The following is a 23709-nucleotide window of genomic DNA, read 5'->3' as shown; positions in this document are numbered from 1 at the left end:
ATTAATGTTTTAGCATGGCAACTAATAAATTTATGCATTGGTTACTCAGTAGCTAACACTTTTATACTCGCTAAGAAAAACAAATAACCTATTATAACTTCAATTTAATTCGAAGTTAAGCATAATTTTATTAAGCATGCTATTTATCTATCAAACAAGGTGACGGAATATGATAAAGAAAACTGCCATTCTGATGGTTTTATTCTCGGTTATTGGAATAACGATCTTTAGCGGATGTATTCAATCCAGCAGTACAGTTGGCATAGATAAGATCACAGGCAATACCTCTGATATAGCGATATCTCAATTTGAATCAACGCAGGAATTGAAGAAATTCTTATCAGTCCAGGAAATTCGCGAATTCCTCAAGGCCAGTGCCTATAATTCAAATTATAACAGGTTCGGCTGGTATGATCTTAGGGGTAGTGGAGATTTTGGCATGGTAGATTCATCAGGTGCAGCTCCAAAAATAGTGCCAGCGGCAGTATCTGAAGGCGTACCTGTGCCTGCTCCAGCGTATGCAGGGAGCCAGGGTACATCGGATTACTCGAAAACAAACATCCAGGTAGAGGGCGTAGATGAAGCAGATTTTGTAAAGAACGACGGCAAGTACATCTATGTCCTGGCGCAGAACAAACTGGTCATTGTTGATGCATACCCTGCAGTCGATGCAGGGACGCTTTCTACGATAACGATAAACGGCAGGCCAAAAGAGATGTTTGTGAACGATGACAGGCTCATAGTCTTCACAGAAGAGAACGATGAGGTCTATATTTATCCTGAATACGGCTACAGGCCGATGCCGAGGTACACCGCAAAAACGAGCGCATTTATCTATGATATCACTGACAGGAAAAAGCCAGAGCAAGTGGCGAATTACAGTATCAATGGAAACTATTTCAGATCAAGGATGATAGGAGACTATGTATATCTCATTGTAAAGGATAGCGCCTATTATCGCGATGACGTGATCGATGTACCAGTGATAAAACAGGGTTCAGTGAAGATAATGTCACCTGATGTGTATTATTTTGATAACCCGGAGCAGAATTATGTATTCCATATAATTGCGTCAATCAACATAAAATCTGATAAAGACATCGATGCAAAATCATTCATGATGGGCTACTCTGATAATGTGTATGTATCAGGTAACAATATATACATAACATACCGAAAGAACCTGCCTGTAAGGTACTATGAGGTGCAGCGTGAGGAGCGGTTCTATAAAGTTATTATGCCGCAGCTTCCGAAGGATGCTCAGGACAGGATAAACGCAATCAGGGATAGCAACCTCAGCTCTTACGAGAAGTGGGATAAGATCTCATCTATCCTGGAAGAGACCTACAACAGCATGAGTGAAAAACAAAAACAGGATTATATCAAAAATGTTGAGAAAGCAGTTGAGGAATATGAGATAAAAATAGCGCAGGAATTAGAGAAGACCGTAATCCAGAAGATCAGGATTGATAAGGGGAATATTGAATATGAGACAAAAGGCGAGGTACCGGGCAGTCTGCTGAACCAGTTCTCTATGGATGAATTCAATGATTACTTCAGGGTTGCCACTACAACCCAGTTCTGGACAAGAGGTAGTTCCGGGCAGTACAACAATGTGTATGTGATGGATAAAGACCTCAGCATTGTTGGGAAGTTAGAAGAGATTGCTCAGGATGAAAGAATATATTCAACAAGATTCATCGGGAACAGGCTCTACATGGTAACGTTCAAGCAGATCGATCCCCTGTTCGTTATAGATCTGTCAGATCCGAAAGATCCAAAAGTACTGGGCGAACTCAAGATACCCGGCTTTTCTGATTATTTGCACCCGTATGATGAGAACCACATAATCGGTGTTGGCAAGGAAACAGGAGGTAACGAATGGGGTGGAGTATCGATTAAAGGTGTTAAGCTCTCGCTGTTTGATGTCTCTGATGTAGAGAAGCCAAAGCAGATCGATACATATGAGATAGGCAGTGCAGGCACAGATTCCGAGGCGCTGCGGGACCACAGGGCGTTCTTATTTGATAAAGAGAAGGACCTACTCGTGATCCCGATCAGGGAAATTAGAGAAACTGAGCGATTAGATAGAGTATACGGCTACATGCCACGAGTATGGCAGGGCGCCTATGTCTTTGGAATTACCCCTGAGGATGGTTTTAAACTCAGAGGCAAGATATCCCATCTTGATGGCTATGAGGAAGAGATGTATTACTGGGATTCACCCGGTGCTGTGCGCAGATCACTGTACATGGATGATGTGCTCTATACTGTTTCAGCACGGAAGATTCTGATGAACAGTCTTACCAATACTACCGAGATAAACAGCATCGATCTCCCGTTTGAGAGAAATCAATACTATGAGTATGGATGGAGATAAACGCCGATGAACGCTGCGCTCATCGGCGTTTATAGGCGTCATGCCCGCCGCTATTCATAGACACATATCAAGGGTCGTGCCCCTTGAGGACGCAGACACGTATCAAGGGTTGCGCCCCTTGAGGACGCACACACGTATTGCGAAGCAATACGTGGATACGTAATCGACTGGCGTGACAGTCGACGTGGATACGCAATCGACTGGCGTGACAGTCGACGTGGATACGCAATCGACTGGCGTGACAGTCGACGTGGATGCGCCCTCCTGATGCGCAACTCGGGGCGTTCATCTGTGGTTAACGTATTACGAGAATCTAAGGATTATGCTATAGTTATCCACAAAACTTAATATAAATAGTATTAAAAAATATTGGCAGCTTTATTAAAATGAGCCAAGACAAGATAATCAACCACAGAGTTGGCTATGAACGCGGTTAATAAATGAATATGAAAAAGCTGTGAATTGGAACCATAAGTTGAAAGCAAGAACTCATAAGTTGAAAGTATGAACCCATAAGTTGAAAGTCACTATACCCCGTACTTGAATGGTACAGGGCTTGTTAGCGTTTTTTGCCTATTAAGCTTTTTCGCCGCTAGTACAGTTCTGGGTGGAAATGTATTTTCAACCACTTCCCAGCCCTGCCCAACCGAGCCATGATAGCAACCAGGAGCCCGGAGACGATCTTCACACCAATCTCTGAGATGTGGAAATTCCGGTTTCAATATCCTGCTTGAACGGCAATATCTATGATTTTGATATCCATTTCCGCGCATGTTTTCCTGATAATTGCCTGGTATGAAAAAGTTCAACTATATCGCATCTTAGGTTCCGATGTGGTTCAGATAATATAAACAACGAACTGGTACAAACTCGATACGAACTCGGGCTGATGAGTTCGTTTAAGTTCGTTTTGAGTTCGTTGTTAATCGTCTTTTTCATTGTTATCTATGAACCGCATTCATAGCCGACTCTTTGGTTTATATACTATTGTCAGATGTTATGTTGGAGATTATATTTATCTGTCATCGGCGTTTAAACCGGTTGGGATAACCGCCAGGTGATCGGCACGAGTAAAAGCCAGATTGTTATTCCAACTGCAAGACTTTTTACAAGGCCTATTCGCTGGGTGAGAAGGATAACAGCGAGAATATAGCCATACCATGGTATGTTCCCTATCACAATCCCCTCTGCAAAAGCGATTACTCCTTTTTTACCCAGGACCTCGTTTACAATCAGCAGGCTTAAGACCGTTGCAAAGGGTATGCTTGCAATTATCCCCCCAAGTTTTGGGTCAAAATATTCTGCAATCCATGTTATTCCTGATACCACCGCTCCGCCTATCAAGAATCTGATCAGTAGATTCTCCATATATGGGGTATTAGAGTAGAGGGTAATAAAAGTGATGAGTTTTCAAAACATTTATTGTTTTATAATCAAATTTGAACTGACTTGCACTAATCTAATCCCAGATCTCTCTTAATAGATGCTATCTCTTCATCATTCGGTTTTCTTGGAAAATTATAGATCTTAGAGAACGTTTCATTTGCCATCGGACGGTTGCACCCATGACACCCGGATGTCTGAAAAGCCCTTCCTTCTTCGATTATCCTGAGGATCGCATCCCTGCTTATCCCGAAGTCGCAAAGAGTGCCATCCAGGAACTGCATATCTAAATAAGATGCGACTCCCTCTTCAATCAGATATCTTGCCAGTTGCACAGTGCGGTAATGCCTTATACTATCCTTATTGTTCTCAGGTTCAAGTTGAGCACCGGGAATGTAGGTATATGCAAAAAGAGCAGTATTTACCTTATACCCATGTAATTCATCAATAATCTTTACAGCATCCTCATCAGTCTCTCCAAGACCGATAATAAGGTGTGTACCTGCGTTCCTGAATATGCGGGCGCCTCTTTTTATACCATCAAGATGCCCTTCCCATGAGTACGGTCCGCCTGCGCTTTTCCCTTTTATTTTATCAAACAGCTCCTGTGTGCAGGCATCAAGCGGTATTACAAGTTCGTTCACTCCTGACTTACTCAATTCCCTGTATCGCTCATCGCCAAGCGGGAAAACAGAAAGCGACAGAGGAATACCACTTACCTCACGTATCCGTTCGATCAGATATACCGTATCATCCCACCATGCATCATAGAGCGCTGTCTGGATGCAGGCACGCCCAAGGTAGCCCCTCTCATATGCCACCTTAAGACGTGATACTACAGCATCAAGGTCGGCGGGTATATACATGCCCCTGGCTATATGGGTAAGCCCTGCGCTTGAGCCAGATGCCTGCGCACAGAAAAGACAATTTGCCCTGCAGCGCTTATCAGTATAGATCTGGAGATACGCAGTGGTGGGGGGTGTATCCATCTGTACAAGCTCAAGCCCCAGCACACCCAGCGTTCCCATAGAGGCCCTGACTTGTCTCATCAAGAACAACTGTTATAACTATTTACTCGCTCTCAGGTTAAGAATCGGCTACTAACGCTACTAACATGTGCTGTGCTTAATAGCCTTTGTGGGACATGCATCCACACATGCACAGCATTCGATGCAATCTTCCACACGTGTTGCATGCGATTTACCTTCAACGAGATCAAAAACATTGGTAGGGCAGACGTTAACACATTCCCCGGCCCCAATACACTTGTCTTCATCTATCTCAATGGTCACGACGGCTTCATATTTCTTTACTGCCATAGTTCTTTGCTCCTCTTTTTACTCCTGTAACTGCTTAGTGTTTTTATTCCTGTTTAAATGTTTTGGTTCAGAATTGCTGTAACCTTATACCTATTTTTTCTTTAACTGCCAGTTGATAAACCAGATCTGCCACTGCAATATCCTGGATTGCAAGGCCGGTTGAATCAAACACAGTGATATCCGAATCACCTGTTCTGGCTTTTTTATTACCTGTAATTACCTCGCCCAGTTCGCAGACAATATCCTTTTCTGTGATCAATCCCTTTGATAGAGGCACGTTTATCTCACCTGAATGCGAAGCCTGGGGGATATCATCCACTACTATCCTGGAGCGCTTCAATATCTGTGGGTCAAGCTCCTCTTTTCCAGGCGCATCTGCTCCTATTGCATTGATATGGGTCCCCTCAGCTATCCAGTCGTTCATCACTATCGGCTCTCTTGAGGGCGTGGTTGTAACCAGGATATCGCAGTCGCATACCTCTTTGATACTTTTCTTAGGAGATATATCGCAGTTGATTCTTTTTTCCATCTCCTCTTTAAAAGCAAGGGTACTTTTTTCTGAAACACTTGTGGCTTTGACCTCGTCAATACCGATAACCTCATTTATTGCCAGAAGCTGGGTTTTTGCCTGATTTCCCGCACCTACAAAACCAACGGTTCTGGAGTTCCTGCGTGCAAGGTATTTCACAGCAACCCCGCCTGAAGCCCCTGTTCTCATATCGGTTAAATAAGTACCATCCATAACTGCAACAGGTGCACCTGTCCTGGCAGAATTCAGAACAACAAGCGCCATAACAGTGGGAAGTCCCCTCTTTGGATTATCAGGATGGACGTTTACTATCTTCACTCCTGTAATATCCTGTTCTTCAAGATACGCAGGCATTGTCCTTAGATCACCATTATGCTTCTTGAAATAAAGATACAGTTTGGAAGGCATCTGGACCCTCTTAAGACCGTGCTGCCTGAATGCCTCCTCCACGGCTGCAAGCGTCCCTCTCATATCAAGAAGCGATTCAACTTCTTTTTTATTGAGCCAGAGAACCTGGTTATCCACCATATTAACTATGCTCTTATAATAAGTCTCCAGTGGCCATTCTCTTTTTTAGTTTCTACTTTATAGCCCTTTGTCTCCAGCATTGCTGGAACATCCCGTACAGATGGGGGATTGTCAGTTATTACCTCAAGAACCGCACTGCCTATCTTTTTTAAAGCAAGGTCTGTAAACACCTGCGGGAATGGGCATGTATTGCCCCTGACATCGAGCTCGTATCTCTCCTTTTCTAACTCCTTAAGCTTTAACTCCATTTAATACCTCCAGAAATTCATCAAGAGATTTGCCTGATGATCTATACCTGCTCATTATCTCATCAAAGAGCCCTGTGGCCTCCTCTGGCATCAGGGAGTCTCTGTAGAGTTCTGCCATTTTGAGCTTCCTTGAGTCGCCTCCAGTGTAGAGATCATATACCTGAACAATCTCATTGCTCCGTCTTATCTGCTTCCCGACCAGGCCGAAGTGAGCCACCTGATGGCAGCCGCATGCATTAATGCAGCCAGAGATATGGATTCTCACATCTTCCTTTATCCCGTGCTTATCCAGTACACCAAGGAACTCTCCAAGCATGTCCTTGGCATGAGTATCATTAGTCCTGCCGCAGAATCTGGATGTGCAGCCTATAGAGTTATAGAAAGCCTCACTATCATAGAGCCCAAAGTGCTTCTCAAGCCCGGATCTCAGGGCATTTACATCTTCTACATCTACAAATGTCACGTTCTGGGTCGGTGTGAGCCTTATCTCTCCGCCCCCGTGCATCTCTGAGAGCTCTGCGATCCTGTCCAGTTTATCAGCATCAAGCACTCCTCCAACCAGTGGAAGGGTGAAATAATGACGTCCATCCCTCTGCCTGCCAGAGCCGTTATGTACATCTCCTCCGAGGTTGAGTGGCTCTGTGAAGTCCTCAAGTTCCCCGATTTTATCCTCAACAACCTTCCTTACCTTATCAACACCCCATGCTGCTACGAGGTTCTTGAACCTGGCCATTGCTTTGCTCTCCCTGCTGGTATGATCGCGGTGGATCCCAACAACAGCTTTTACAAAATCGAACAACCTGCTAGCAGGTACGAAGACCGCCATATTCCTGGCAAGCATTGGTCCAGGCCTGGTCAACCCCACACCGCCGCCTATGAGAGGGACAAAGCCTCTCTCACCTTCCTTTTCAATACCGATCAGGGCCAGGTCATTTACTCCAAGCCTGACGCAGTCACTGCCGCAGGCTGTAATGCCTATCTTGAACTTCTTGGGTAAATCATTATACTCCGGGTTTCCAGAGAAGAAACTGGTGAGTTTAACTGCATACTCTGATGCATCAAAATCATTTACCTTTCCGCCAAGCGGGCATGAGACTATGTTCCTTACATCCCCATAGCAGGCCCCGGGGAATCCCTGGCCGCACATGTCAGTGGTGTAGCCAAGCTTATAAAGCCTCTCGAATACTTCTAAAGCCTTATCACCGTCTATCCAGTGGAGATGGATATCCTGTCTATCAGTGATCTCAGCATAGCCTCTACCGTACTCTCTTGATATGTTGGCGATCTCAAAAAGATTGCCAGCGCTTATCCTGCCTGCAGGGATCTTGATCCTCAGGAAGTGGAGCGAGCCCATGCCGTTGTCTTTGCCCAGCGAGTATCTTCCAACGAACTTACTAATATCTCCAAGATCAAGGGTTATATCCAAATTGCTCACCTTAACTTGTTATCTCATAGTAACTTAATTATAAAAGGTTAACTCTCCTGACATTATGCATTATGACCTATCTGGCGCAAAACACATTATCGCTGCCCTTGATGCCGACCAGGATATAAAAGCCTTAATGCTAAAAGCATTCATGCGCAGGGTTGAGCTCTTCGGTATTGATATCTCTTTTTTCAACGAGCCCTTTACCCCGATATCAATTACGGGTACAGGATGCTCTCTTAAATGCAGGCACTGCGATTCGCATTACCTGCGCCACATGCTCGATGGCTCTGGTGGCAGGTTATATTCACAGGTCTCTTTTTTAGAAGACAGGGGCGCAAAAGGGATACTGCTGAGCGGAGGAAGTGCTGAAGATGGGAGTGTCCCGACATATGCGCTGGCCGATGATATTAAAAATATCAAACAGGATAAAAAACTAAAAATCAGCGCGCATACGGGCTTAGTGAACGAGGTACAGGCGCAGAAGCTCTCCGATTATCTGGATATGGCGCTTGTGGACATAATAGGCGATGATGAGACAATACATGATATACTCGGCCTTGATGCCCATGCCAGGGACTATGAGAGGTCGCTGGAATATCTCTCATCTTCTGGCATACCCCTTGCCCCGCATATCATTGTCGGGCTGCATAACGGCAGGCTCAAAGGGGAGTTCAGGGCACTCAGGATCGTTGAGAGGTTCAAGCCTGATGTTGTCGTGATAGTGGTGTTCATCCCCACAAAAGGAACAGTACTTGAGGGGATACGCCCGCCCGATATCCAGGATGTTGCCAGGGTCATAACAGAGGCACGGCAGATGTTCGATTGCCCGCTGTCGCTGAGCTGCGTGCGTCCCGGGGGAAGGTACCGCTCAGAGCTTGATATGTATGCTATTCTCTGCGGAATTGACAGGATCGCCGTGCCTTCAAGAAAAGCCTATACGATAAGCAGGGAACTTGGACTGAATATTACAGAGGTACCACAAATGTGCTGCTCATACGGTGCATCAATATGAAGAAGATAGCAAGCCATGAGGATGTCGATATCTTTGCTCCTGATAATTCAAGATTCTCCTTTCTTAAAAGCCCTTACGCAGCGCATCTCACCCACAGCGCCGTGGATATTTACTATGGAGATTTTGCAGGCGAGGCATACTCACCTGCTGATGGGGAAATAATCGATACTCGATGTTTTAGTACACCCACTCCTTTCAAGGATCGTGATTTTACAGAATACATCACGGCCATACGCCAGGGCGAGCATGTCATTAAGATACTGCACATAAAACCCGATGTCTCAATCGGCGAGAATATTTCAAAAGGGGACAGGATCGGGACATTCATACATAATGGATATTTTACATTCTGGAACGATCCTCCGATGCATGTCGAGGTCAGGCGGCCCGGTGATTACCTGCGCGCCTCTAACAATCTTAGCCTTACGCCCAATATTAAATGGAGCAGGCTTTCCTCATATTCCTCATGTAGAACTATAGAACTTGAATGCCGTGTTGAAGAAATAAATAAGAGATACTCCCTCCTTCGCACGAATTACGATACATGCGGCGATGTCAGGGGATTTGCGATGGATGGCGGGTTTCTTGATGGATACATCACTCAAGACCCGGAAGGTGGATTTTCTGGTATTATCAAACCGCAGGGATATTCCCATCCGGGAATATCAATGCTTGAGATCACAGCAGGGGATTCAGAAGTAAAATGCTCTGGTGTTGCTTTTTGTCTATCGTTCAATGAGCCCAGGATCAAGGTTATTCCTGAAAAATACGGCGATATACCGCTCTCATCTGGTGACAGGGTTAGCATCAGGCTTGGTGTGTAATATCTATGAGTATGTGGGTAACCCCCCCACCCCCCGATGACCACTTCCCAACCTGCCGATCTGTCAGGTATATGTACAATCTATGTGTACACTACACATGTACAATCCCTAAGTATATATATTTATGCATATAAATAATAATTAGCTTAATACTCATAATGATGAAATATAAGGATCAGGAATCTCTCGTCCATGCAAGACTTTCCTGTTATTCACACGCTCTTCTCTCTTTCTATATTAGCTACCTCAGTTCTGCTGTATTGAGTACTATTACTCTTATTTTTAACACTACTGTTTATGAATAAATGTAAATTATAGATTGAAAGGGTGAAGGCCATCAGGAAAATGACCTGGGTCAACTCAACAATATAGTAGCGATTTAATATATTCTCTATTGCTGTGACCCTATTCATAAACTTCATAAGAGTATTAAGGGCAAGGAATACTACACCAATCGAAATATACATCCAGGCCTGCTGTATAATGGCATTATTAAGAAATAGCCTGGCTTTTAGTAGACCAATATCTATTTTACGCACCCGCACAATGATAAGTCCACAGAAGAAGATCATGGCTATAGCAGCCTCCACATTATAGATCTCTACGAATGTATCAATAAATTCTGTCGACATGAGTGTATCAATAAATCCTATCGAAATTGTTATCCCTCAGCTATTCTTGGTGAAGTGGATATCATGAGGAGATCCATATTGTATCTGAGAGCTCATGTATATAAACAGAAGTGTGAGGAAGGTGTGATTTCAGTGCTTACAATAAAAGCTGATCAAGCGTTTCGAATGGCGAATAGAACCCTTTCTCGATCATTCTATTGAGCAGTTCATTCCCCTCTTCTTTTGATATAATCCCTCTATCAACAGCATTCACAAGAACACCTATTGTTCCAGAGACCGGTATCCCTGTTCTTTGCGCAAATCTTCTTGCATCGAAATCATCCGTAAGTATACTGACTTTCCTGTGCATCCCAATAGCAAGGCAGGAAGCCTCTCCTCTTCCAAATTTTTCAGTTAATTTGAGGAAAGCCAATCTCTCCTCATCATCCATACTAATAATCTTGATATCAACATCAAATTCAAACATCAAAATTCCTTTTTCGGCACAAGCTTTTAGTTCTTCAATTACCTCTTCTGTGGTGCACAGCTTGATTGTGTTTGCAAGAATATCTAGCCTGTTAATCAATGTAAAGTTCGATATAACAGTTGTATCAGCTATTTCCATGCTCTCATTGCTTCTACTTCTGCGATCACATCTTCTTTAGAGATTACTCTTACCGGTATCCCTTTTTCATTAAATTCCTTTTGAAGTTCAATTCTTGTTATCCCAAGCATCTCGGCAGCCTTGCCCATGCTTATCTTTTCATCTAAATAGGCACTTATAACTAAGGATTTAAAAATGTCTGGACTTCTGTTTTTAACATCTTCCAGTATCCTCTCTATTGCCTCAGGTTTAATCTCACTGAGTTTCTGCAGTTCCTCAATTACCCATGCCATCTGTTCTCACTCAATTTTCTAAATTCTAAATTACCTTACAGTTTATTAAAGCTATCTTGCGTCTTTAGTCTTTTCTGATCCTCCGCTCATGAGCGGCGCCTCTTGGGGTCTGGGGCTTGCCCCAGCGCTTATGCTTCCGCCCTTAGAGAAGCAGGCATTTCCAATTTAAAACCGGTCAGATCTTCCATTTTGAATTTTTCCTTTACATTAAGTATTTCTATTCCTACAACCCTGCCGCTGGCATCGTAGTCTACAATAAGACCTTTACTTACTTCCTCGCTCTCTTCTATTGGGTCATCGCTTATTCTGAAGTAGAGCGCATTACTTTCTAGATCGACTTTTATTCTCATTTTCGATTCTTGTTCATCATTTTCTTGTTCATCGTTTTCATACCTCTATAACCTCAAGAAAGTCAACCCTCTTAAAATCATCATCAAAGGTAGCTATCTTTTTTATCCCATAATGTTTGCAAGTTGCAGCTATTAGGGCATCATTAGGAAGCAAGCGGTATGTCGTAATGGTATCAAAAAGCAAGTTTAAATCATCAGGCGGATATATCAGTTTAATTTCAAATTCTTCTATAAAGTATCTTAAATTATTCAAAAAGAATGTTGATTGATCATTCAAGCCCTTTCTAATCTCATCTCTCAGCTTAAACCCCCTACAGTCATAAATTAATGATAGACCAACGTATATGACTTCTTCTATTACATTCAAGATAGTAACAGGCTGGTCAGTAACCTTAAGAAGTATCTCCTTTGCGTCTTGCGTCTTTTCTGATTGAATTAAGAGTGAGATAATAACATTGGAATCGATTAATACAGCCAAGTTTCACCTTCAGACTCAAGAATATCCTCTATCCTCGCAAACCTTCCAATTTTTACAATACCAGCGTACTTATCCAGGATATCTTCCCTATCCTCTCTCAAAAGTATTTTCACTTTTTTTCCACCTTTTAACTCAACTTTCTCAAGCGGTTTGAACATGCCATTTTCATATATGCATTCTATAATTTTTGGCATAATTCTCAATACTCTTCTCTCAATATAATACTTCGCAACTTCTTCGAACTTCAACAAGACCTCCGCTCATGAGCGGCGCCTCTTGGGGTCCGGGGCGCAAGCCCCAGCGCTATCTTTAACTCAGCGCCGCCTTTGCAGACCCCATCTTTTTGCCGGATGCCAGATTCACCTGCGCCTGAATGCCACCGCGAACGCGAACAGCAGCATGATGAGCGTGGATATGCCACCAAAGCCAGGGACATAAGCGGTAGGCTCAGGATTGAGGGCATCTGCCGGAGCATCTGTCGGCGCTGCTGTAACCTCCTGCACCGGTAGAGCGGCGCTCTCGTTCGATGAGACCACAGGCGGGGCAAACGAGATGCTGCCGGGCTTGCTCGGATCGACAACGGTTATGACAGGATTATCAGAGCTCAGCACAGACCGCGCTGTCCCCCTGTACTCGACATTGGTATAATTTAAGACCGCAGCAGGCAGGAGAGCTTCTCCCTCTCTGTTCATGCGGATAGTATAGTTGAACTCCTGTACCGAATCATGATCAGACCAGCCTGTCAGTGAGATCGAGCCGCGCGCAACGCTGACGCTGTCGGGCAGCGAGTCTTTTACCTCAAACCGCGTGCCTATGTTCCCTATGTTGCTGATCTTCACTGTAACGTTTACAAATTCGCTTATATTCGCGACGGATTTGCTCACTGTCTTGTTCAGGATGATCTTCGGGCCGTTGACCACGACTGTGGTGGTCTGGGAAGATGCGTTATACTGTCTATTATTGACCGTGAACTGAGCAGTAGCAGCCGGTACTGTATATCCGCTCAGGCTTGCCTCAAGGGGCCTGACTGAGTAGATCGTGCTCCACTCCTCCCCGACCCTGAGCACGGGTATGTTCCACTCAAGGGATGTGTTCGATCTCAGCTCGAAGTTCTCATGCATGGTGTCGTTGAGATGAATATTGTATATATCGAACGTCCCCCTGTTTGATACGGTAAGAAGTACTGTGGAGGTATCCTTCAGATATACGCGATCTTTTATTGCCTTGCTTATATTGATCAGCCTGGGTGAGACCGTAATTGGAGTTGAGTTCGTTACTCTGTATTCTATGCCTTTAGCATCGTAGAATTTCTTGTTCGTGCTGAAATTGAATTCCTGCTCCCCGAGCAGTTCAGGAACGATAAGTGCAACCTCAAAGCTCTGGCTTTCATCTTTTTCTATTTTGCTGTAATACTTGTGAAGCTTGCTTATCTCGCCAGCCCAGGGTTTTAGCGGTACTGCATCAAGGTTCACATCCACGTTTTTAGCGAATGCCTCGCCCTTGTTCTTCAAGGTAATACTTGCGATAACCGTCTCACCGTTAAAGAAAGTCGTTCTATCAGGCGTAAATTTAAACGTTACTTCAAAATCTGGCTTTCCTCTTTTTTGAAGTGATATCTTTGCCCACGGGTTGTAGTACTCCATCACCCATTCTGTAGCACTCTTTGATGGAAATTCGACAGCCGATACCCTGAATTCATAATCAGGATCTGTATAAATATCATTTACCATGTTCAGGACAACGTCCCTGATGAAGGTACCGTTCTTATAGACCTCAAGATAGACCATGGGTTCAACCGGGTTTTCGGGGACGATCTTTATAGTTTTATCCTGTATGGATTTAACTCCCTGCACATGGGAGGTGAACTCCATTACCTTGATCGTGTATTCCCCATTAGTCAATGTCCCGTCTCTGTAGAGCGTACCTGTAACTCCAGCGCCCCACTGTATCTCCTCTGTATTGAAACCTGCTGCTGATGCAAGGTTTACAGACCAGAGAATAACAATTACTGCTATGTATATTCTCATTTCTAATCCCTTCCCGATATAATATTTTTCAGTAACCACACTGTTTTTAGAATCCGTAATTGGATTCTTCAATTATATTTAATATGTTTAAAAGTATTTAAAGCTTTTTATCATTATAATGATTATCAATTTTAAGCGGTATTCAGCAAGACTTCTGTTAACAGCGAGATTCATAAAAAAGAAAGGTAAAGTGCCCCAAGAAAAAAAGAAAAGGGGCAGGATTTACTGGACTGTAACTTTGGTATCTGAAATAAGCTGACCAGTAGGAATGTCTACAACTTGTACTATTATAATATCGCCTGATGACGGTCCGCTTATCCAAGTATGTGTTGCACTTGCCCCAGGTGCTAGTGTCGTTACGCCGGTGAAAGTGCTAAGTAATGCTCCAGCTGCTGTAGTATCATAATAGGTACCACTAGTAACAGCATCCTCTATGATTATTTTCTCATTTGCCAATATTAATGGTTCCCCGCCTGAATGACTGATTTTGAAATCCGTAGCTGTAGCAGTGAATTTTAAATTCGCCTGTGGCGTCTTATCCGGCGCTCCTATTCCAAATGCGAATACAGCCATGATAGCTGCGATTATAACAGTGATCACTACCATCAGGATAACACCGATGACCGGTGATACTGCTTCCTCATTTTTAAAGTTTTTCATATATCTAACCTCCTTATACTCCCTAGTTACACATATCCGAGCCACATATACAACATACATGTACCGGATGCCTAGTGGATACTTTCAAAATAACTCTATACATTATAAATCATGAAGAAGTAATGCTCAGTAGAAATAATTAGTAGGAATACTCTGTAGCTGGAGCATATGTTTTAACTATATACCCGGAGTCTACATTTATTAAAAATAGATTAAGTCAATTCTATTTCTTGCCTGCGCTGGGGCAAGCCCCAGACCCCGGAGAAGCGCCGCTCATGAGCGGAGTTTTCATACTCTGAGCGTTTTAAAACTGATTGTCACTTCTTGCTCGTTAAAATCTGTTCCATTTGGCTTTTCAGTAGCGGAAGCTCCTCTTTTATAATATGCCATATAATTACAGTACTTATTCCAAAATACTCATGGGCTATCCTGTTTCGAAGGCCGACTATTCCTTTCCAATCCACATTTTGATATTTCTTCTTTATATCTTCTGGTATAAACTTGGAGGCTTCACCAATTATTTCAAAATTTCTTACAACAGCATCTATAGTTTTTCTATCGGTTTTAAAACCCTTAAGGTCCATATTATTAACGTATTGTTCAATCCATCCAATACTCTCCAGGATATCTTCAACAAAAAGTTTCCAATCTCTTTTAGACATAAATCAAATCATCTTTTATATATTTCCATCTATTCGGTTTAATTGCATCCCTGGTAGTAAGATCAACTTTAACTCCCAGGAGATTTTCTAAGAAATCTGCTAAGTGAATAAATCCAAACCCAACAGGTTCTTCAAATTCTACCATGATATCAACATCGCTTATTTCTTTCTGTTCTCCTCTCGCATATGAACCGAAAATCCCTATTTCTTTAACTTTATAATTTTGTCTTAACTTTTCTTTATGCCTTGATAAAATGCTTTTTACATCTTCAATTGTTCGCATAATTTTACCATCAGATTTTACGCTTATAGATTAAACTTTTGGAATTATATTAACTTAACGTTTTCTCTGAGAGTTTATTTCGAAAAAGTTACGGCTCAGCCTATCATCTTGCCTGCGCTGGGGCAAGCCCCAGACCCAAGAGAAGCGCTGCTCATGAGCGAAATCATGCCTTATACGATCCAGCTTGATACTGCCCTGGAGACCTGCAAAAGTTCGTTTTGAGTTCATTCCAGTTCGGCGTATAACTATAAATCTTAAATCTGGTTAATATCATATTCTCTATTGCGCAGCATCATTTTGGACTTAAACCATTTGAGATATCAGATATTTGCTCAGTGGTTAGACCAGATAACCAATACGATGAAATACCTGTTTTCCATGCTGTGTACCATTTGAGATGCCTTTTTATGAAGAGAGAGCAATGTTTCTTCCTTCGGGAAGCGAAGAGCATGAACCAGAACATCGGAGTCGAGAATTAGTCTCAATAAAATTCACCTTTTACTCTGGTCTTTCTGATGTATTCTGTAGGCTCTATATATTCTACAACTGCCTTTTTGGTTTTAGCAAGATATTTCCTGTAATCTTCTATAGTAACCAACGGCTCCTTTTTAGAAATAAAAGATTTGAGTAATTCGATCTGCTCTTCAAGAGCCTTTATTTTTTTATCTACTTGGAATGTCTGTTTCTGCATCAAGTAATATAATAGTCGATAATACTATCTAAGCTTTATTGTATAATTTTTGGAGGATATGAGATTAAATCGATAGCAAGAGCATGGCTTACTGAAGCAAAAAAGCTCAAAAAAAAACGATCTCACCATCATTATCTTGCCTGCGCTGGGGCAAGCCCAAGACCCCGGAGAAGCGCCGCTCATGAGCGGAGTCATGCCTTATACGATCCAAACTGCGGGGCCTGTGGATCATCTCCATAGTGGAAAGTCTCAAACTTTTGATTGTGTATAATTATCAAAAACGATAACTTTAAACCATCAAAAGTTCATTTAATGTATGTGAAGCTCTTGGACTTTATTAGAACCCTTGAAACATACGAAAAGCCTGTCTTCACAGTGAACGAAGTATCAAAGGTTATCGATGCTGATAAAAAATACGCCCGCATTTACCTTAATAGATTAAAGGCCAAGGGTGTTGTGGAAGCAGTGGAGCGTAACAAATACGTTCTTGCCGGTACTCATCCATACGTTGCAGCCACTAATTTAGTGTTTCCATCATACATGTCTTTTTTAACAGCTCTTTATTATTACGGGGCAACAACCCAGATACCCGGAATTATTTACATAGCTTCCACCAGGTCAAAAAAGAGCCTTACACTGAAGGGATACTCGCTGGAGTTTATCAAATTAAAGAAGGAACGATTTTTCGGATACACCAGAGAAAGATTTCAGGGCAAATTCGTATTTGTGGCAGAAAAAGAAAAACTCATCGTTGATTCATTATTTCTTCCCAGGTATTGTCCTGTTGATGAGATTTACAGTGCCATGGGAGATGAAAAACTAAATATAGATACCCTTGTGGAATATGGCCTTAGGATGGATTCGGTTGTGACAATCAAGAGGCTTGGCTATCTTCTTGAAAAAAAAGGGATAGATGTCTATGAGCGGTTGAAACTCAGACTTAACAAGAAATACGACCTTCTCAATCCTCTTCTTCCGAAAAAAGGAGAGAAGAACATTAAATGGAGACTTATTATAAACGAGGTGTTCTCCGATGCTGAGTAGAAAAAATCTAGAATCTATGAAGTCAGTTCTGGGATATAACCTGGGCCAGGTAGAGAGCGATTACCTCCAGCACATTTTACTTCTCTTCCTATCAAAGCGCGCAGGCACCTGGCTGGTTTTTAAAGGCGGCACCGCTCTACAAAAAGCATACGGGCTTAACAGGTTCAGTGACGACCTGGATTTTACATCCAAAAAAGAGGATCTTGAAGAGATAGCCCACGGGATCAAGACTGATTTAGCCATATTCGGACTTGAAAATGAATTGAAAATAAACAGGATGGAGAATGTAAGCGAAGTAATCGTTTACAGTATAAAAGGTCCCCTTTACGATGGAACTCCAAGAAGCATGGCTGTGCAAAGGGTGGAAGTGAGTCTGAGGGAGAGAGTTATCCTGAAAGAAGAAATTCATGAGGTGGTTCCTGTTTACCCAGATCTCCAGCCGTACCTTCTTACTATGATGAATCCTGAAGAGATCTTATCTGAAAAGGTCAGGGCTATTATGACAAGGAATAAAGCAAGAGATGTCTATGATACGCGGTTTTTAATTAAGAAGAAAATCCCCATTAATCCTGAACTTATAAACAAAAAGCTGGAGTATTACGGTATGGTTTTTGATCTGGATGCGTTTACTGCGAGTTTAATGGATAAAAATAGAATATGGGAGAAAGAACTTAAACCTCTGGTTAGTTTTATTCCCAATTTTGAAAAGACTGCAAAGGAGATTTTGGATGCGTTTTCTTGATTCAGAACTTAGATCACTATCATCATCTTGCCTGCGCTGGGGCAAGCCTCAGACCCCGGAGAAGCGCCGCCCAAGGCGGAGTTTTCATTCTCTGATTTATAAGCGATCCACTGGTTTATATCACTCTTATCAATCCGAATGCGATGATATAGTGCAAGCTATCGCTCAGCGAGCTTTTCAAGAATCTTCTCAAGGCGCTGGTTGTGACCGTCTTGCCTTATTACAAATGCTTCAAGTGTTGTATTTATATTGGCAAGAGTATCTTTCATATCGCCGGTATCAGTTTTTATTCCCTCAAGATAATCTAGACCAATATCGAATTTTTTGTTGAATTCATAATAATCATCAGTTGCTACCCTGCTGAATACAGGCGGTAAATAGAGTTCGTCATGGATTTCTTTTTTTTCTAACAGTGCAGTTTTCTCATTAGCCATCTCAAGCACTTCATCGTCAGAAATCCCGGCGTCCTTTTCAGCAACGTACTCTACATTATGTCCCATCAATCGAGGACAATCAGCGATTTGCCTGTCAATGTTCTCATCCGCCAGAAAATTCACGAGACCGCCTCAGCGACCGGGTATATCACATCAGCGCGTAAAGCCTGTGCAGCAAATGCAAGAGCTGCCAGTATAGCTTCACGCGTCAGCCTGATCTGTTCCACTGTTTCGCCTGCGGAAAGCTTTTCCAAGATCATCTCCACTGTGATGCGGGTCCCTGCGATGACAGGTTTGCCCATCATTATTTTAGGGTCGGATACAATCAATTTTTTCTGCATTTTGCACCTCAGTAACTGGACGGTATGAAATACCGGGTGAAGGGTTAGCCTATTAGATATAGTGGATTCACACTTATATTACTATGTATAAAAGAAACCTGTTGTGCGCGACCATTACAGCATCGGGATTGATGTCCACAGCCAGGGCGCACCTTCCTAATTTATCCCGTAATCTGTCCTGTACCTCTATCTCTTGCCTGCGCTGGGGCAAGCCCCAGACCCCGGAGAAGCGCCGCTCATGAGCTGAGTTTTCATACTCTGAGCGGTTTAAAATGTAGAAACATATATGTAGCAGTTACCAATACTAAATTGGTGAAACTGAATGATCTCAAGAAACAATTATGAAAAGCTTTTATTAAAAGAGATTCAAGAACTCTCGGATAGCGACTTGCGCAAAGTTATCAAGACCGTGCATTTCTTTAAAGAAGAAATTCTCAAGGAGAAGCGTGGGGATGTAACAGAAGTCCTTAAACTTGCGGGAATCTGGAAAGATATGCCACAGGATAAGTTGGAAATATTTTCAAACATTTTGAAAGAGCGCGAAAAATTCAGCAAAGGAAGGGCTTTTTTTGGCTAGTTTTACTCTGGATACCGATATAGTTATAGAGGTGCTGAGGGGAAACGAGAAGGTAATAAAAAAGATGAATAATCTTCCTCTTGAGACCTATATTTGCATCACAGGTCTTACTGTGTACGAATTATACAAAGGCACATCTTTCATTGGAGAAAGACAAAGAGAGCAAGAAGTGGAAGAATTTATAGAGCATGTTGAGGTTTTTCAGCTTGATGAGGATATAGAAAAGAGAGCTGGTAAAATATATGCGGATCTCAGAAAAAATGGAGAACTTATAAGTGATGCGGATATTCTTATTGCAGCTACTGTTTTAGATAATGATAGTGTGCTGGTTACAAATAATATAGATCATTTTAAAAGGATAAAAAATCTAAAAATTGAGAATTGGCTTTAATAATTTGGAAGTCTCATAGTTTGAGTACATAGGAGGGTAGCGGGCAGGTGGTGATTATGGTTGTGTAGAAAAGTCTCCCCTTTTGGTATAATAACCCCCATTTTAACACCAATAAAAATCTTTAAAGTCCATCAAATTCTATTTATTACCTGCGCTGGGGCAAGCCCAAGACCCCGGAGAAGCGCCGCTGAAGGCGGAGTATGAAAACTCTGCGCAAGTTTGCATATGCGGATACCCAGTGCTTAAAGACCTGAAAGTTCAGATACATTTTCACAGACCATAAGAATTATACACTTTTATACCGATTAGATTCTCGTGATTTGAGATGGAAGTTATAAAAGATTACCAGATGAAAAAAGATGGCTTAATTATTTCTCGCAACTTATTACAGAGAGCGGGAATTGGGGAAGAAGTAGATGTATTGACCAAAGACCATACCATTGTCATCAAACCAAAATCTATGACGGATAGAGTTCGAGGGATAGTAAAAAAGACACGCTTCACTGTAGAAAATTTAGATGAGCTTTACCATGCCTCGAAAGGTGTGTAGGTGTTCTTGAGTGAATTCTTCGGGGAAGAGCGCATATTTATTGATGCAAATATATTCATTTATAACGCTTTAGACGATCCAAACTACGCGGAAGCGTGTTCTGATTTCTTAAGGTTGGTTGAAACAAATCGAATAAAGGGAGTAATCACTCCCCTCATCATGGATGAAGTCTTGTTCAAGATACTGGTTGCAGAAGCCTCTCAGCACATTGAAAAATTCAATATATGGAACCTGAAAAAAGAAATGAAGAAAGCGGAGTTCTCTTCGCTGATTTATAAGCTTATGAGAGAATATGGTGAATATATGAAAGCTTTAAAATCCATGAAATTCTATTTACTCTCATGAACACTGTTGCCAATCTGGATGAGTTAAAATTAGAAATAAAAAGGGAACTGAGGCAGGAGATTCTGGCAGAGGTTCTTGATATAATCAGAGACGAGTTTTATCCTCCTGAAGAAAAAATTCGTAAGGAATTCATAAAAAAGGTTGAAGAAGCTGAGCGAAGGGTGAAAGAGGGTAAATTTTCAAGATACACCACAGAAGAGTTTGAAAAAAAGTTTCTTTGATCATGCCTTATACGATCCAACTTGATACTGCCCTGGAGACAAAGCTGGATAAACTTAAAAAGAAGGATAATTCTCTTTATCAGAGGGTAATCCACAAAATAATCGAGATCAGCAAAAATCCCGAGTTGGGCAAACCTCTCAGAAATGTATTAAAAGGTAAACGGAGAATTCATGTTGGTTCATTTGTTCTTTTTTATTCGATTGATAAGGAAAACGAGATTGTAACTTTCCTTGAGTTTGAACATCACGATAAGGCATACCGATAATAACATCTCAAAATGTATAGTATTGTCACAGGATACTAAGGCAACTGATACGAACTCCTGAAAAAGTTCGTTTTGAGTTCATTCCAGTTCGGCGTATAACTATAAATCTTAAAACCGGTTAATATCATATTCTCTATGCGTAGCATCATTTTGGACTTAAACCATTTGAGATATCAGATATTTGCTCAGGCAATGTTTCTTCCTTCGGGAAGCGAAGAGCATGAACCAGAACATCGGAGTCGAGAATTAGTTTCAATAGAATTCACCTTTTACTCTGATCTTTCTGATGTATTCTGTAGGCTCTATATTAAGAGCTTTTATTTATTGGGAATTGATGGACGGGCTCAAATAGTAGGAAATATTTATAAGTATAGAGAATTATATAGCCTCTGGGGGCAGTTCGGCATCGCATCCATCCCCTCCGATGTTTCCGTATTGCCCCTGCTTTTATTGGAATCAGCTTGCGCTTGCCTATCTCACCTTCGTACCTTCCTTAATCTTTTTCTCTGGCAATAAGAGCACTGTGCCATCGCCATCTGCGGCAAGTATCATTCCTCTTGACTCAACACCGAAAAGCCTGGCAGGTTTCATATTTGCAAGCACCACAACCTGGCATCCCACAAGTTGATCCGGCTTATGGGATTTCGCAATCCCTGCAACAACCTGGCGCTTCTCCCCGATATCGACCTCAAGCTTCAATAATTTATCAGAACCGGGGATATTCTCAGCCGCAAGCACGGTGCCGATCCTGATATCCAGTTTCTGGAACTCTTCAAATGTTATAGCCGGCTTCTCAGCCTCAATCTCTTGTTTTTTCTCTTTTGATATTGCCACCTTTATCCTCCTATCAAGGATAGATTCCATCTCCTTGATCTTCTTATCCTCTATTTTTGAGAACAGTATTTCTGGAGCCTCAAGCTTTTGAGAGGGGATCTCAACCAGCGCCTCATCGAACCTCAGGGCATGGATATCCCCTGGAAGAGATAGCTGCTTCCATGCCTTCTCCATCTTCCCTGGAAGTACAGGCTCAAACAGCAGTACAAGCGCTTTTGCAATCTGAAGGCTGTTCTTCAAAACATGCCCGCATGCTTCTTTATCTTTTTTAATCAACTGCCATGGCTCATGTGACTGGAAATACGCATTTCCGTACTGGGCAAGCTCCATAATATCATCAGCAGCCTTCTTGAACTCATATTCATCCAGTGCCGATACTACGCTGTCTGTGGTCGACCTGATCTTATCAAATATCTCTTTATCAACCTCACCCTCAGGAATCCCTCCAAAGTTCTTGTAGGCAAAATGCAGCGTCCTGTGCAGGAAATTTCCGAATGCAGCCACAAGCTCGTTATTTACCTTATCCTGAAAGATCTTCCATGAGAAGTTCAGCTCCTTTGTGTGGGAGGTATAACTTGCAATATAATACCTCAAAAGATCAGGATGGAAACCATGATTAAGGTAATCCTCATCCACCCATACCACATAGCCCCTGCTCTTTGAGAACTTCTTATCCTCTATCTTCAGCATGCCGGATGCAACAACCGCCCAGGGCAGGGTGTAGCCTGCGCCTTTTAGCATCGCAGGCCAGAAGATGCAGTGATGGTATGTAATGTCCTCGCCAATGAAATGAATAATGCGTGAATCCCCCTTCCAGTACCTCTCCCAGTCATTGCCAGTAGTATTTGCCCATTCCTCTGTGAATGAGATGTAACCTATGGGCGCATCCACCCAGACATACACAACCAGGTCCTCATGATCCGGGAACCGCACGCCCCATTCAAGGTTCCTTGTGATGCACCAGTCCTTCAGTTCACGGACCCATTCCTTTGCATAGTTTATGGCATTGGGCGTTCCCCTGAGCGTCTCAAGGTACTTTGAGAGAAATCCGCTAAAAGCAGAAAGCCTGAAAAAGAAATGTTCCTGCTCCCTGTACTCGGCAGGGTTCCCGCAGATCTTACATCTTGCATTCCTGATCTCGCCAGGTTCAAGATGCCTCCCGCATCCAAGGTCGCATTCATCACCGCGCGCAAGTGCACCGCAATAAGGGCAGATGCCTTCCACGTACCTATCAGGAAGGAACCGCTTATCATATGGACAGTAGGCCAGTTTGATGACCTGGGGATACACATACCCGGCATCGATCAAGGATTCAACGATGCTGGTAGTTCTTGCATGGTTTGTGGGTGAATCCGTGTTACCAAAGAAATTGAATTCCACTTCCATCATCTTGAAGATATTGTCAAAATGCTTATGGTAAGTACTGATAAGTTCCCCGGGAGTGATACCAAGTTCCTCCGCGTTCACAACGATGGGGGTTCCATGGGCATCAGATCCACAGATAAATACAGCCTCCTGGCACTGTTTCCTGAGAGCCCTGACAAAGATATCAGCAGGTATATAGGTACGCAAGTGCCCTATATGACACCTGCCGTTGGCATATGGAAGGCCGCAGGTTACAAGTACTGGTTCTTTTGATGGAAAATTGGACAT

32 protein-coding genes are annotated in these 23709 nt (G+C 42.5%); 11 read left to right on the top strand and 21 right to left on the bottom strand.

The genetic code is table 11. From position 1 onward, the window contains the following. Positions 1-169 precede the first annotated feature (169 nt). Positions 170-2380, top strand: a complete 2211-nt coding sequence (locus tag ANME2D_RS14425) for a beta-propeller domain-containing protein (protein ID WP_048093076.1) — start codon at positions 170-172, stop codon at positions 2378-2380. 1032 nt (positions 2381-3412) lie between these two features. On the opposite strand, the gene ANME2D_RS14420 is transcribed toward ANME2D_RS14425, so the two are convergent. From ANME2D_RS14420 to ANME2D_RS14395, 6 genes are all read right to left on the bottom strand, one after another. After that, positions 3413-3748, bottom strand: coding sequence for a DUF3147 family protein (locus tag ANME2D_RS14420; RefSeq protein WP_048093074.1), 336 nt, complete (start codon positions 3746-3748; stop codon positions 3413-3415). Between the two features lie 86 nt (positions 3749-3834). Beyond that, entirely contained in the window at positions 3835-4812 is a 978-nt protein-coding gene (locus ANME2D_RS14415) for a radical SAM protein (protein ID WP_081810308.1), read from the bottom strand. A gap of 60 nt (positions 4813-4872) precedes the next feature. After that, complete coding sequence (locus tag ANME2D_RS14410) at positions 4873-5082, bottom strand: 4Fe-4S dicluster domain-containing protein (protein ID WP_048093071.1); 210 nt, start codon at positions 5080-5082, stop codon at positions 4873-4875. Between the two features lie 67 nt (positions 5083-5149). Beyond that, the gene (gene ala, locus ANME2D_RS14405; RefSeq protein WP_048093069.1) at positions 5150-6139 is read right to left on the bottom strand and encodes an alanine dehydrogenase; all 990 of its coding nucleotides are present in this window, start codon (positions 6137-6139) and stop codon (positions 5150-5152) included. A 5-nt stretch (positions 6140-6144) separates the two neighbouring features. Further along, complete coding sequence (locus tag ANME2D_RS14400; protein ID WP_048093067.1) at positions 6145-6387, bottom strand: sulfurtransferase TusA family protein; 243 nt, start codon at positions 6385-6387, stop codon at positions 6145-6147. Beyond that, on the bottom strand, positions 6371-7813 hold the full coding sequence (locus tag ANME2D_RS14395; protein WP_048093065.1) for a nitrite/sulfite reductase: 1443 nt from the start codon (positions 7811-7813) through the stop codon (positions 6371-6373). The genes ANME2D_RS14400 and ANME2D_RS14395 overlap by 17 nt, the downstream gene beginning before the upstream one ends. Before the next feature lie 64 nt (positions 7814-7877). Between ANME2D_RS14395 and ANME2D_RS14390 the strand changes: the two genes are divergently transcribed. Both ANME2D_RS14390 and ANME2D_RS14385 read left to right on the top strand, forming a co-directional pair. Continuing rightward, positions 7878-8828, top strand: a complete 951-nt coding sequence (locus ANME2D_RS14390; protein ID WP_048093063.1) for a radical SAM protein — start codon at positions 7878-7880, stop codon at positions 8826-8828. Beyond that, the gene (locus ANME2D_RS14385; protein ID WP_048093061.1) at positions 8825-9652 is read left to right on the top strand and encodes a hypothetical protein; all 828 of its coding nucleotides are present in this window, start codon (positions 8825-8827) and stop codon (positions 9650-9652) included. The genes ANME2D_RS14390 and ANME2D_RS14385 overlap by 4 nt, the downstream gene beginning before the upstream one ends. Positions 9653-9864: 212 nt before the next feature. Here ANME2D_RS14385 and ANME2D_RS14380 read toward each other — a convergent pair whose 3' ends face one another. From ANME2D_RS14380 to ANME2D_RS14330, 12 genes are all read right to left on the bottom strand, one after another. Then, positions 9865-10284 carry a hypothetical protein gene (locus tag ANME2D_RS14380; protein ID WP_048093059.1) on the bottom strand — a complete coding sequence of 140 codons (420 nt, stop codon included), beginning with the start codon at positions 10282-10284 and terminating at the stop codon, positions 9865-9867. A gap of 136 nt (positions 10285-10420) precedes the next feature. Beyond that, positions 10421-10888, bottom strand: coding sequence for a DUF3368 domain-containing protein (locus ANME2D_RS14375; RefSeq protein ID WP_048093056.1), 468 nt, complete (start codon positions 10886-10888; stop codon positions 10421-10423). Beyond that, positions 10879-11160 carry a UPF0175 family protein gene (locus ANME2D_RS14370; protein ID WP_048093055.1) on the bottom strand — a complete coding sequence of 94 codons (282 nt, stop codon included), beginning with the start codon at positions 11158-11160 and terminating at the stop codon, positions 10879-10881. The genes ANME2D_RS14375 and ANME2D_RS14370 overlap by 10 nt, the downstream gene beginning before the upstream one ends. A gap of 128 nt (positions 11161-11288) precedes the next feature. Then, positions 11289-11510: a DUF2283 domain-containing protein gene (locus ANME2D_RS14365; protein ID WP_048093051.1), complete on the bottom strand. Its 222-nt coding sequence runs from the start codon at positions 11508-11510 to the stop codon at positions 11289-11291. Between the two features lie 37 nt (positions 11511-11547). After that, positions 11548-11988 (bottom strand): PIN domain-containing protein, encoded by a 441-nt coding sequence (locus ANME2D_RS17530; protein WP_081810307.1) that lies wholly within the window; start codon positions 11986-11988, stop codon positions 11548-11550. Further along, a complete protein-coding gene (locus ANME2D_RS14355) occupies positions 11976-12236 on the bottom strand; it encodes an antitoxin family protein (protein WP_198527440.1) in 261 nt (86 codons plus the stop codon). Before ANME2D_RS14355 ends, ANME2D_RS17530 begins: the two co-directional genes overlap by 13 nt. A gap of 111 nt (positions 12237-12347) precedes the next feature. Next, positions 12348-14087 (bottom strand): COG1361 family protein, encoded by a 1740-nt coding sequence (locus tag ANME2D_RS14350; protein WP_157834145.1) that lies wholly within the window; start codon positions 14085-14087, stop codon positions 12348-12350. Positions 14088-14237: 150 nt separating this feature from the next. Continuing rightward, positions 14238-14675, bottom strand: coding sequence for a type IV pilin (locus ANME2D_RS14345; protein WP_048093047.1), 438 nt, complete (start codon positions 14673-14675; stop codon positions 14238-14240). A gap of 317 nt (positions 14676-14992) precedes the next feature. Further along, positions 14993-15337 (bottom strand): HepT-like ribonuclease domain-containing protein, encoded by a 345-nt coding sequence (locus ANME2D_RS14340; protein WP_048093044.1) that lies wholly within the window; start codon positions 15335-15337, stop codon positions 14993-14995. Beyond that, the gene (locus ANME2D_RS14335; protein WP_048093042.1) at positions 15330-15620 is read right to left on the bottom strand and encodes a nucleotidyltransferase family protein; all 291 of its coding nucleotides are present in this window, start codon (positions 15618-15620) and stop codon (positions 15330-15332) included. The genes ANME2D_RS14340 and ANME2D_RS14335 overlap by 8 nt, the downstream gene beginning before the upstream one ends. 332 nt (positions 15621-15952) lie before the next feature. Beyond that, positions 15953-16105 carry a hypothetical protein gene (locus tag ANME2D_RS18210; RefSeq protein ID WP_157834144.1) on the bottom strand — a complete coding sequence of 51 codons (153 nt, stop codon included), beginning with the start codon at positions 16103-16105 and terminating at the stop codon, positions 15953-15955. Further along, positions 16102-16311 (bottom strand): hypothetical protein, encoded by a 210-nt coding sequence (locus ANME2D_RS14330; protein WP_048093040.1) that lies wholly within the window; start codon positions 16309-16311, stop codon positions 16102-16104. Before ANME2D_RS14330 ends, ANME2D_RS18210 begins: the two co-directional genes overlap by 4 nt. Positions 16312-16623: 312 nt before the next feature. On the opposite strand from ANME2D_RS14330, the gene ANME2D_RS14325 reads away from it, so the two are divergent. Both ANME2D_RS14325 and ANME2D_RS14320 read left to right on the top strand, forming a co-directional pair. Then, entirely contained in the window at positions 16624-17355 is a 732-nt protein-coding gene (locus ANME2D_RS14325) for a type IV toxin-antitoxin system AbiEi family antitoxin domain-containing protein (RefSeq protein ID WP_048093039.1), read from the top strand. Further along, positions 17345-18097, top strand: coding sequence for a nucleotidyl transferase AbiEii/AbiGii toxin family protein (locus tag ANME2D_RS14320; protein ID WP_048093038.1), 753 nt, complete (start codon positions 17345-17347; stop codon positions 18095-18097). Before ANME2D_RS14325 ends, ANME2D_RS14320 begins: the two co-directional genes overlap by 11 nt. A 158-nt stretch (positions 18098-18255) precedes the next feature. Here ANME2D_RS14320 and ANME2D_RS14315 read toward each other — a convergent pair whose 3' ends face one another. Together ANME2D_RS14315 and ANME2D_RS14310 are read right to left on the bottom strand one after the other, a co-directional pair. Further along, positions 18256-18654 (bottom strand): DUF5615 family PIN-like protein, encoded by a 399-nt coding sequence (locus ANME2D_RS14315; RefSeq protein ID WP_157834143.1) that lies wholly within the window; start codon positions 18652-18654, stop codon positions 18256-18258. Beyond that, positions 18651-18872 (bottom strand): DUF433 domain-containing protein, encoded by a 222-nt coding sequence (locus ANME2D_RS14310; RefSeq protein ID WP_048093035.1) that lies wholly within the window; start codon positions 18870-18872, stop codon positions 18651-18653. The genes ANME2D_RS14315 and ANME2D_RS14310 overlap by 4 nt, the downstream gene beginning before the upstream one ends. Positions 18873-19194: 322 nt before the next feature. Here ANME2D_RS14310 and ANME2D_RS14305 point away from each other — a divergent pair, with 322 nt between their 5' ends. From ANME2D_RS14305 to ANME2D_RS14280, 6 genes are all read left to right on the top strand, one after another. Then, positions 19195-19449, top strand: a complete 255-nt coding sequence (locus ANME2D_RS14305; RefSeq protein ID WP_048093031.1) for a hypothetical protein — start codon at positions 19195-19197, stop codon at positions 19447-19449. Beyond that, positions 19442-19840 (top strand): type II toxin-antitoxin system VapC family toxin, encoded by a 399-nt coding sequence (locus tag ANME2D_RS14300; protein ID WP_048093029.1) that lies wholly within the window; start codon positions 19442-19444, stop codon positions 19838-19840. The genes ANME2D_RS14305 and ANME2D_RS14300 overlap by 8 nt, the downstream gene beginning before the upstream one ends. A gap of 325 nt (positions 19841-20165) precedes the next feature. Beyond that, complete coding sequence (locus ANME2D_RS14295) at positions 20166-20390, top strand: hypothetical protein (protein ID WP_048093027.1); 225 nt, start codon at positions 20166-20168, stop codon at positions 20388-20390. 6 nt (positions 20391-20396) lie between these two features. Beyond that, complete coding sequence (locus ANME2D_RS14290; protein WP_157834142.1) at positions 20397-20735, top strand: type II toxin-antitoxin system VapC family toxin; 339 nt, start codon at positions 20397-20399, stop codon at positions 20733-20735. Beyond that, positions 20732-20956, top strand: coding sequence for a hypothetical protein (locus tag ANME2D_RS14285; RefSeq protein WP_048093023.1), 225 nt, complete (start codon positions 20732-20734; stop codon positions 20954-20956). Before ANME2D_RS14290 ends, ANME2D_RS14285 begins: the two co-directional genes overlap by 4 nt. Positions 20957-20958: 2 nt before the next feature. After that, positions 20959-21222, top strand: coding sequence for a type II toxin-antitoxin system RelE family toxin (locus tag ANME2D_RS14280; protein WP_048093021.1), 264 nt, complete (start codon positions 20959-20961; stop codon positions 21220-21222). Positions 21223-21693: 471 nt separating this feature from the next. Here the strand turns inward: ANME2D_RS14280 and metG are convergent, their stop codons facing one another. Next, positions 21694-23709, bottom strand: coding sequence for a methionine--tRNA ligase (gene metG, locus ANME2D_RS14275; RefSeq protein ID WP_048093018.1), 2016 nt, complete (start codon positions 23707-23709; stop codon positions 21694-21696).

Origin of the sequence: Candidatus Methanoperedens nitratireducens (assembly GCF_000685155.1) — an archaeon.
GTDB lineage: Archaea > Halobacteriota > Methanosarcinia > Methanosarcinales > Methanoperedenaceae > Methanoperedens > Methanoperedens nitratireducens.
The sequence above is the reverse complement of the archived record's forward strand: the minus strand, read 5'-3'. Positions and strand labels throughout refer to the sequence as shown.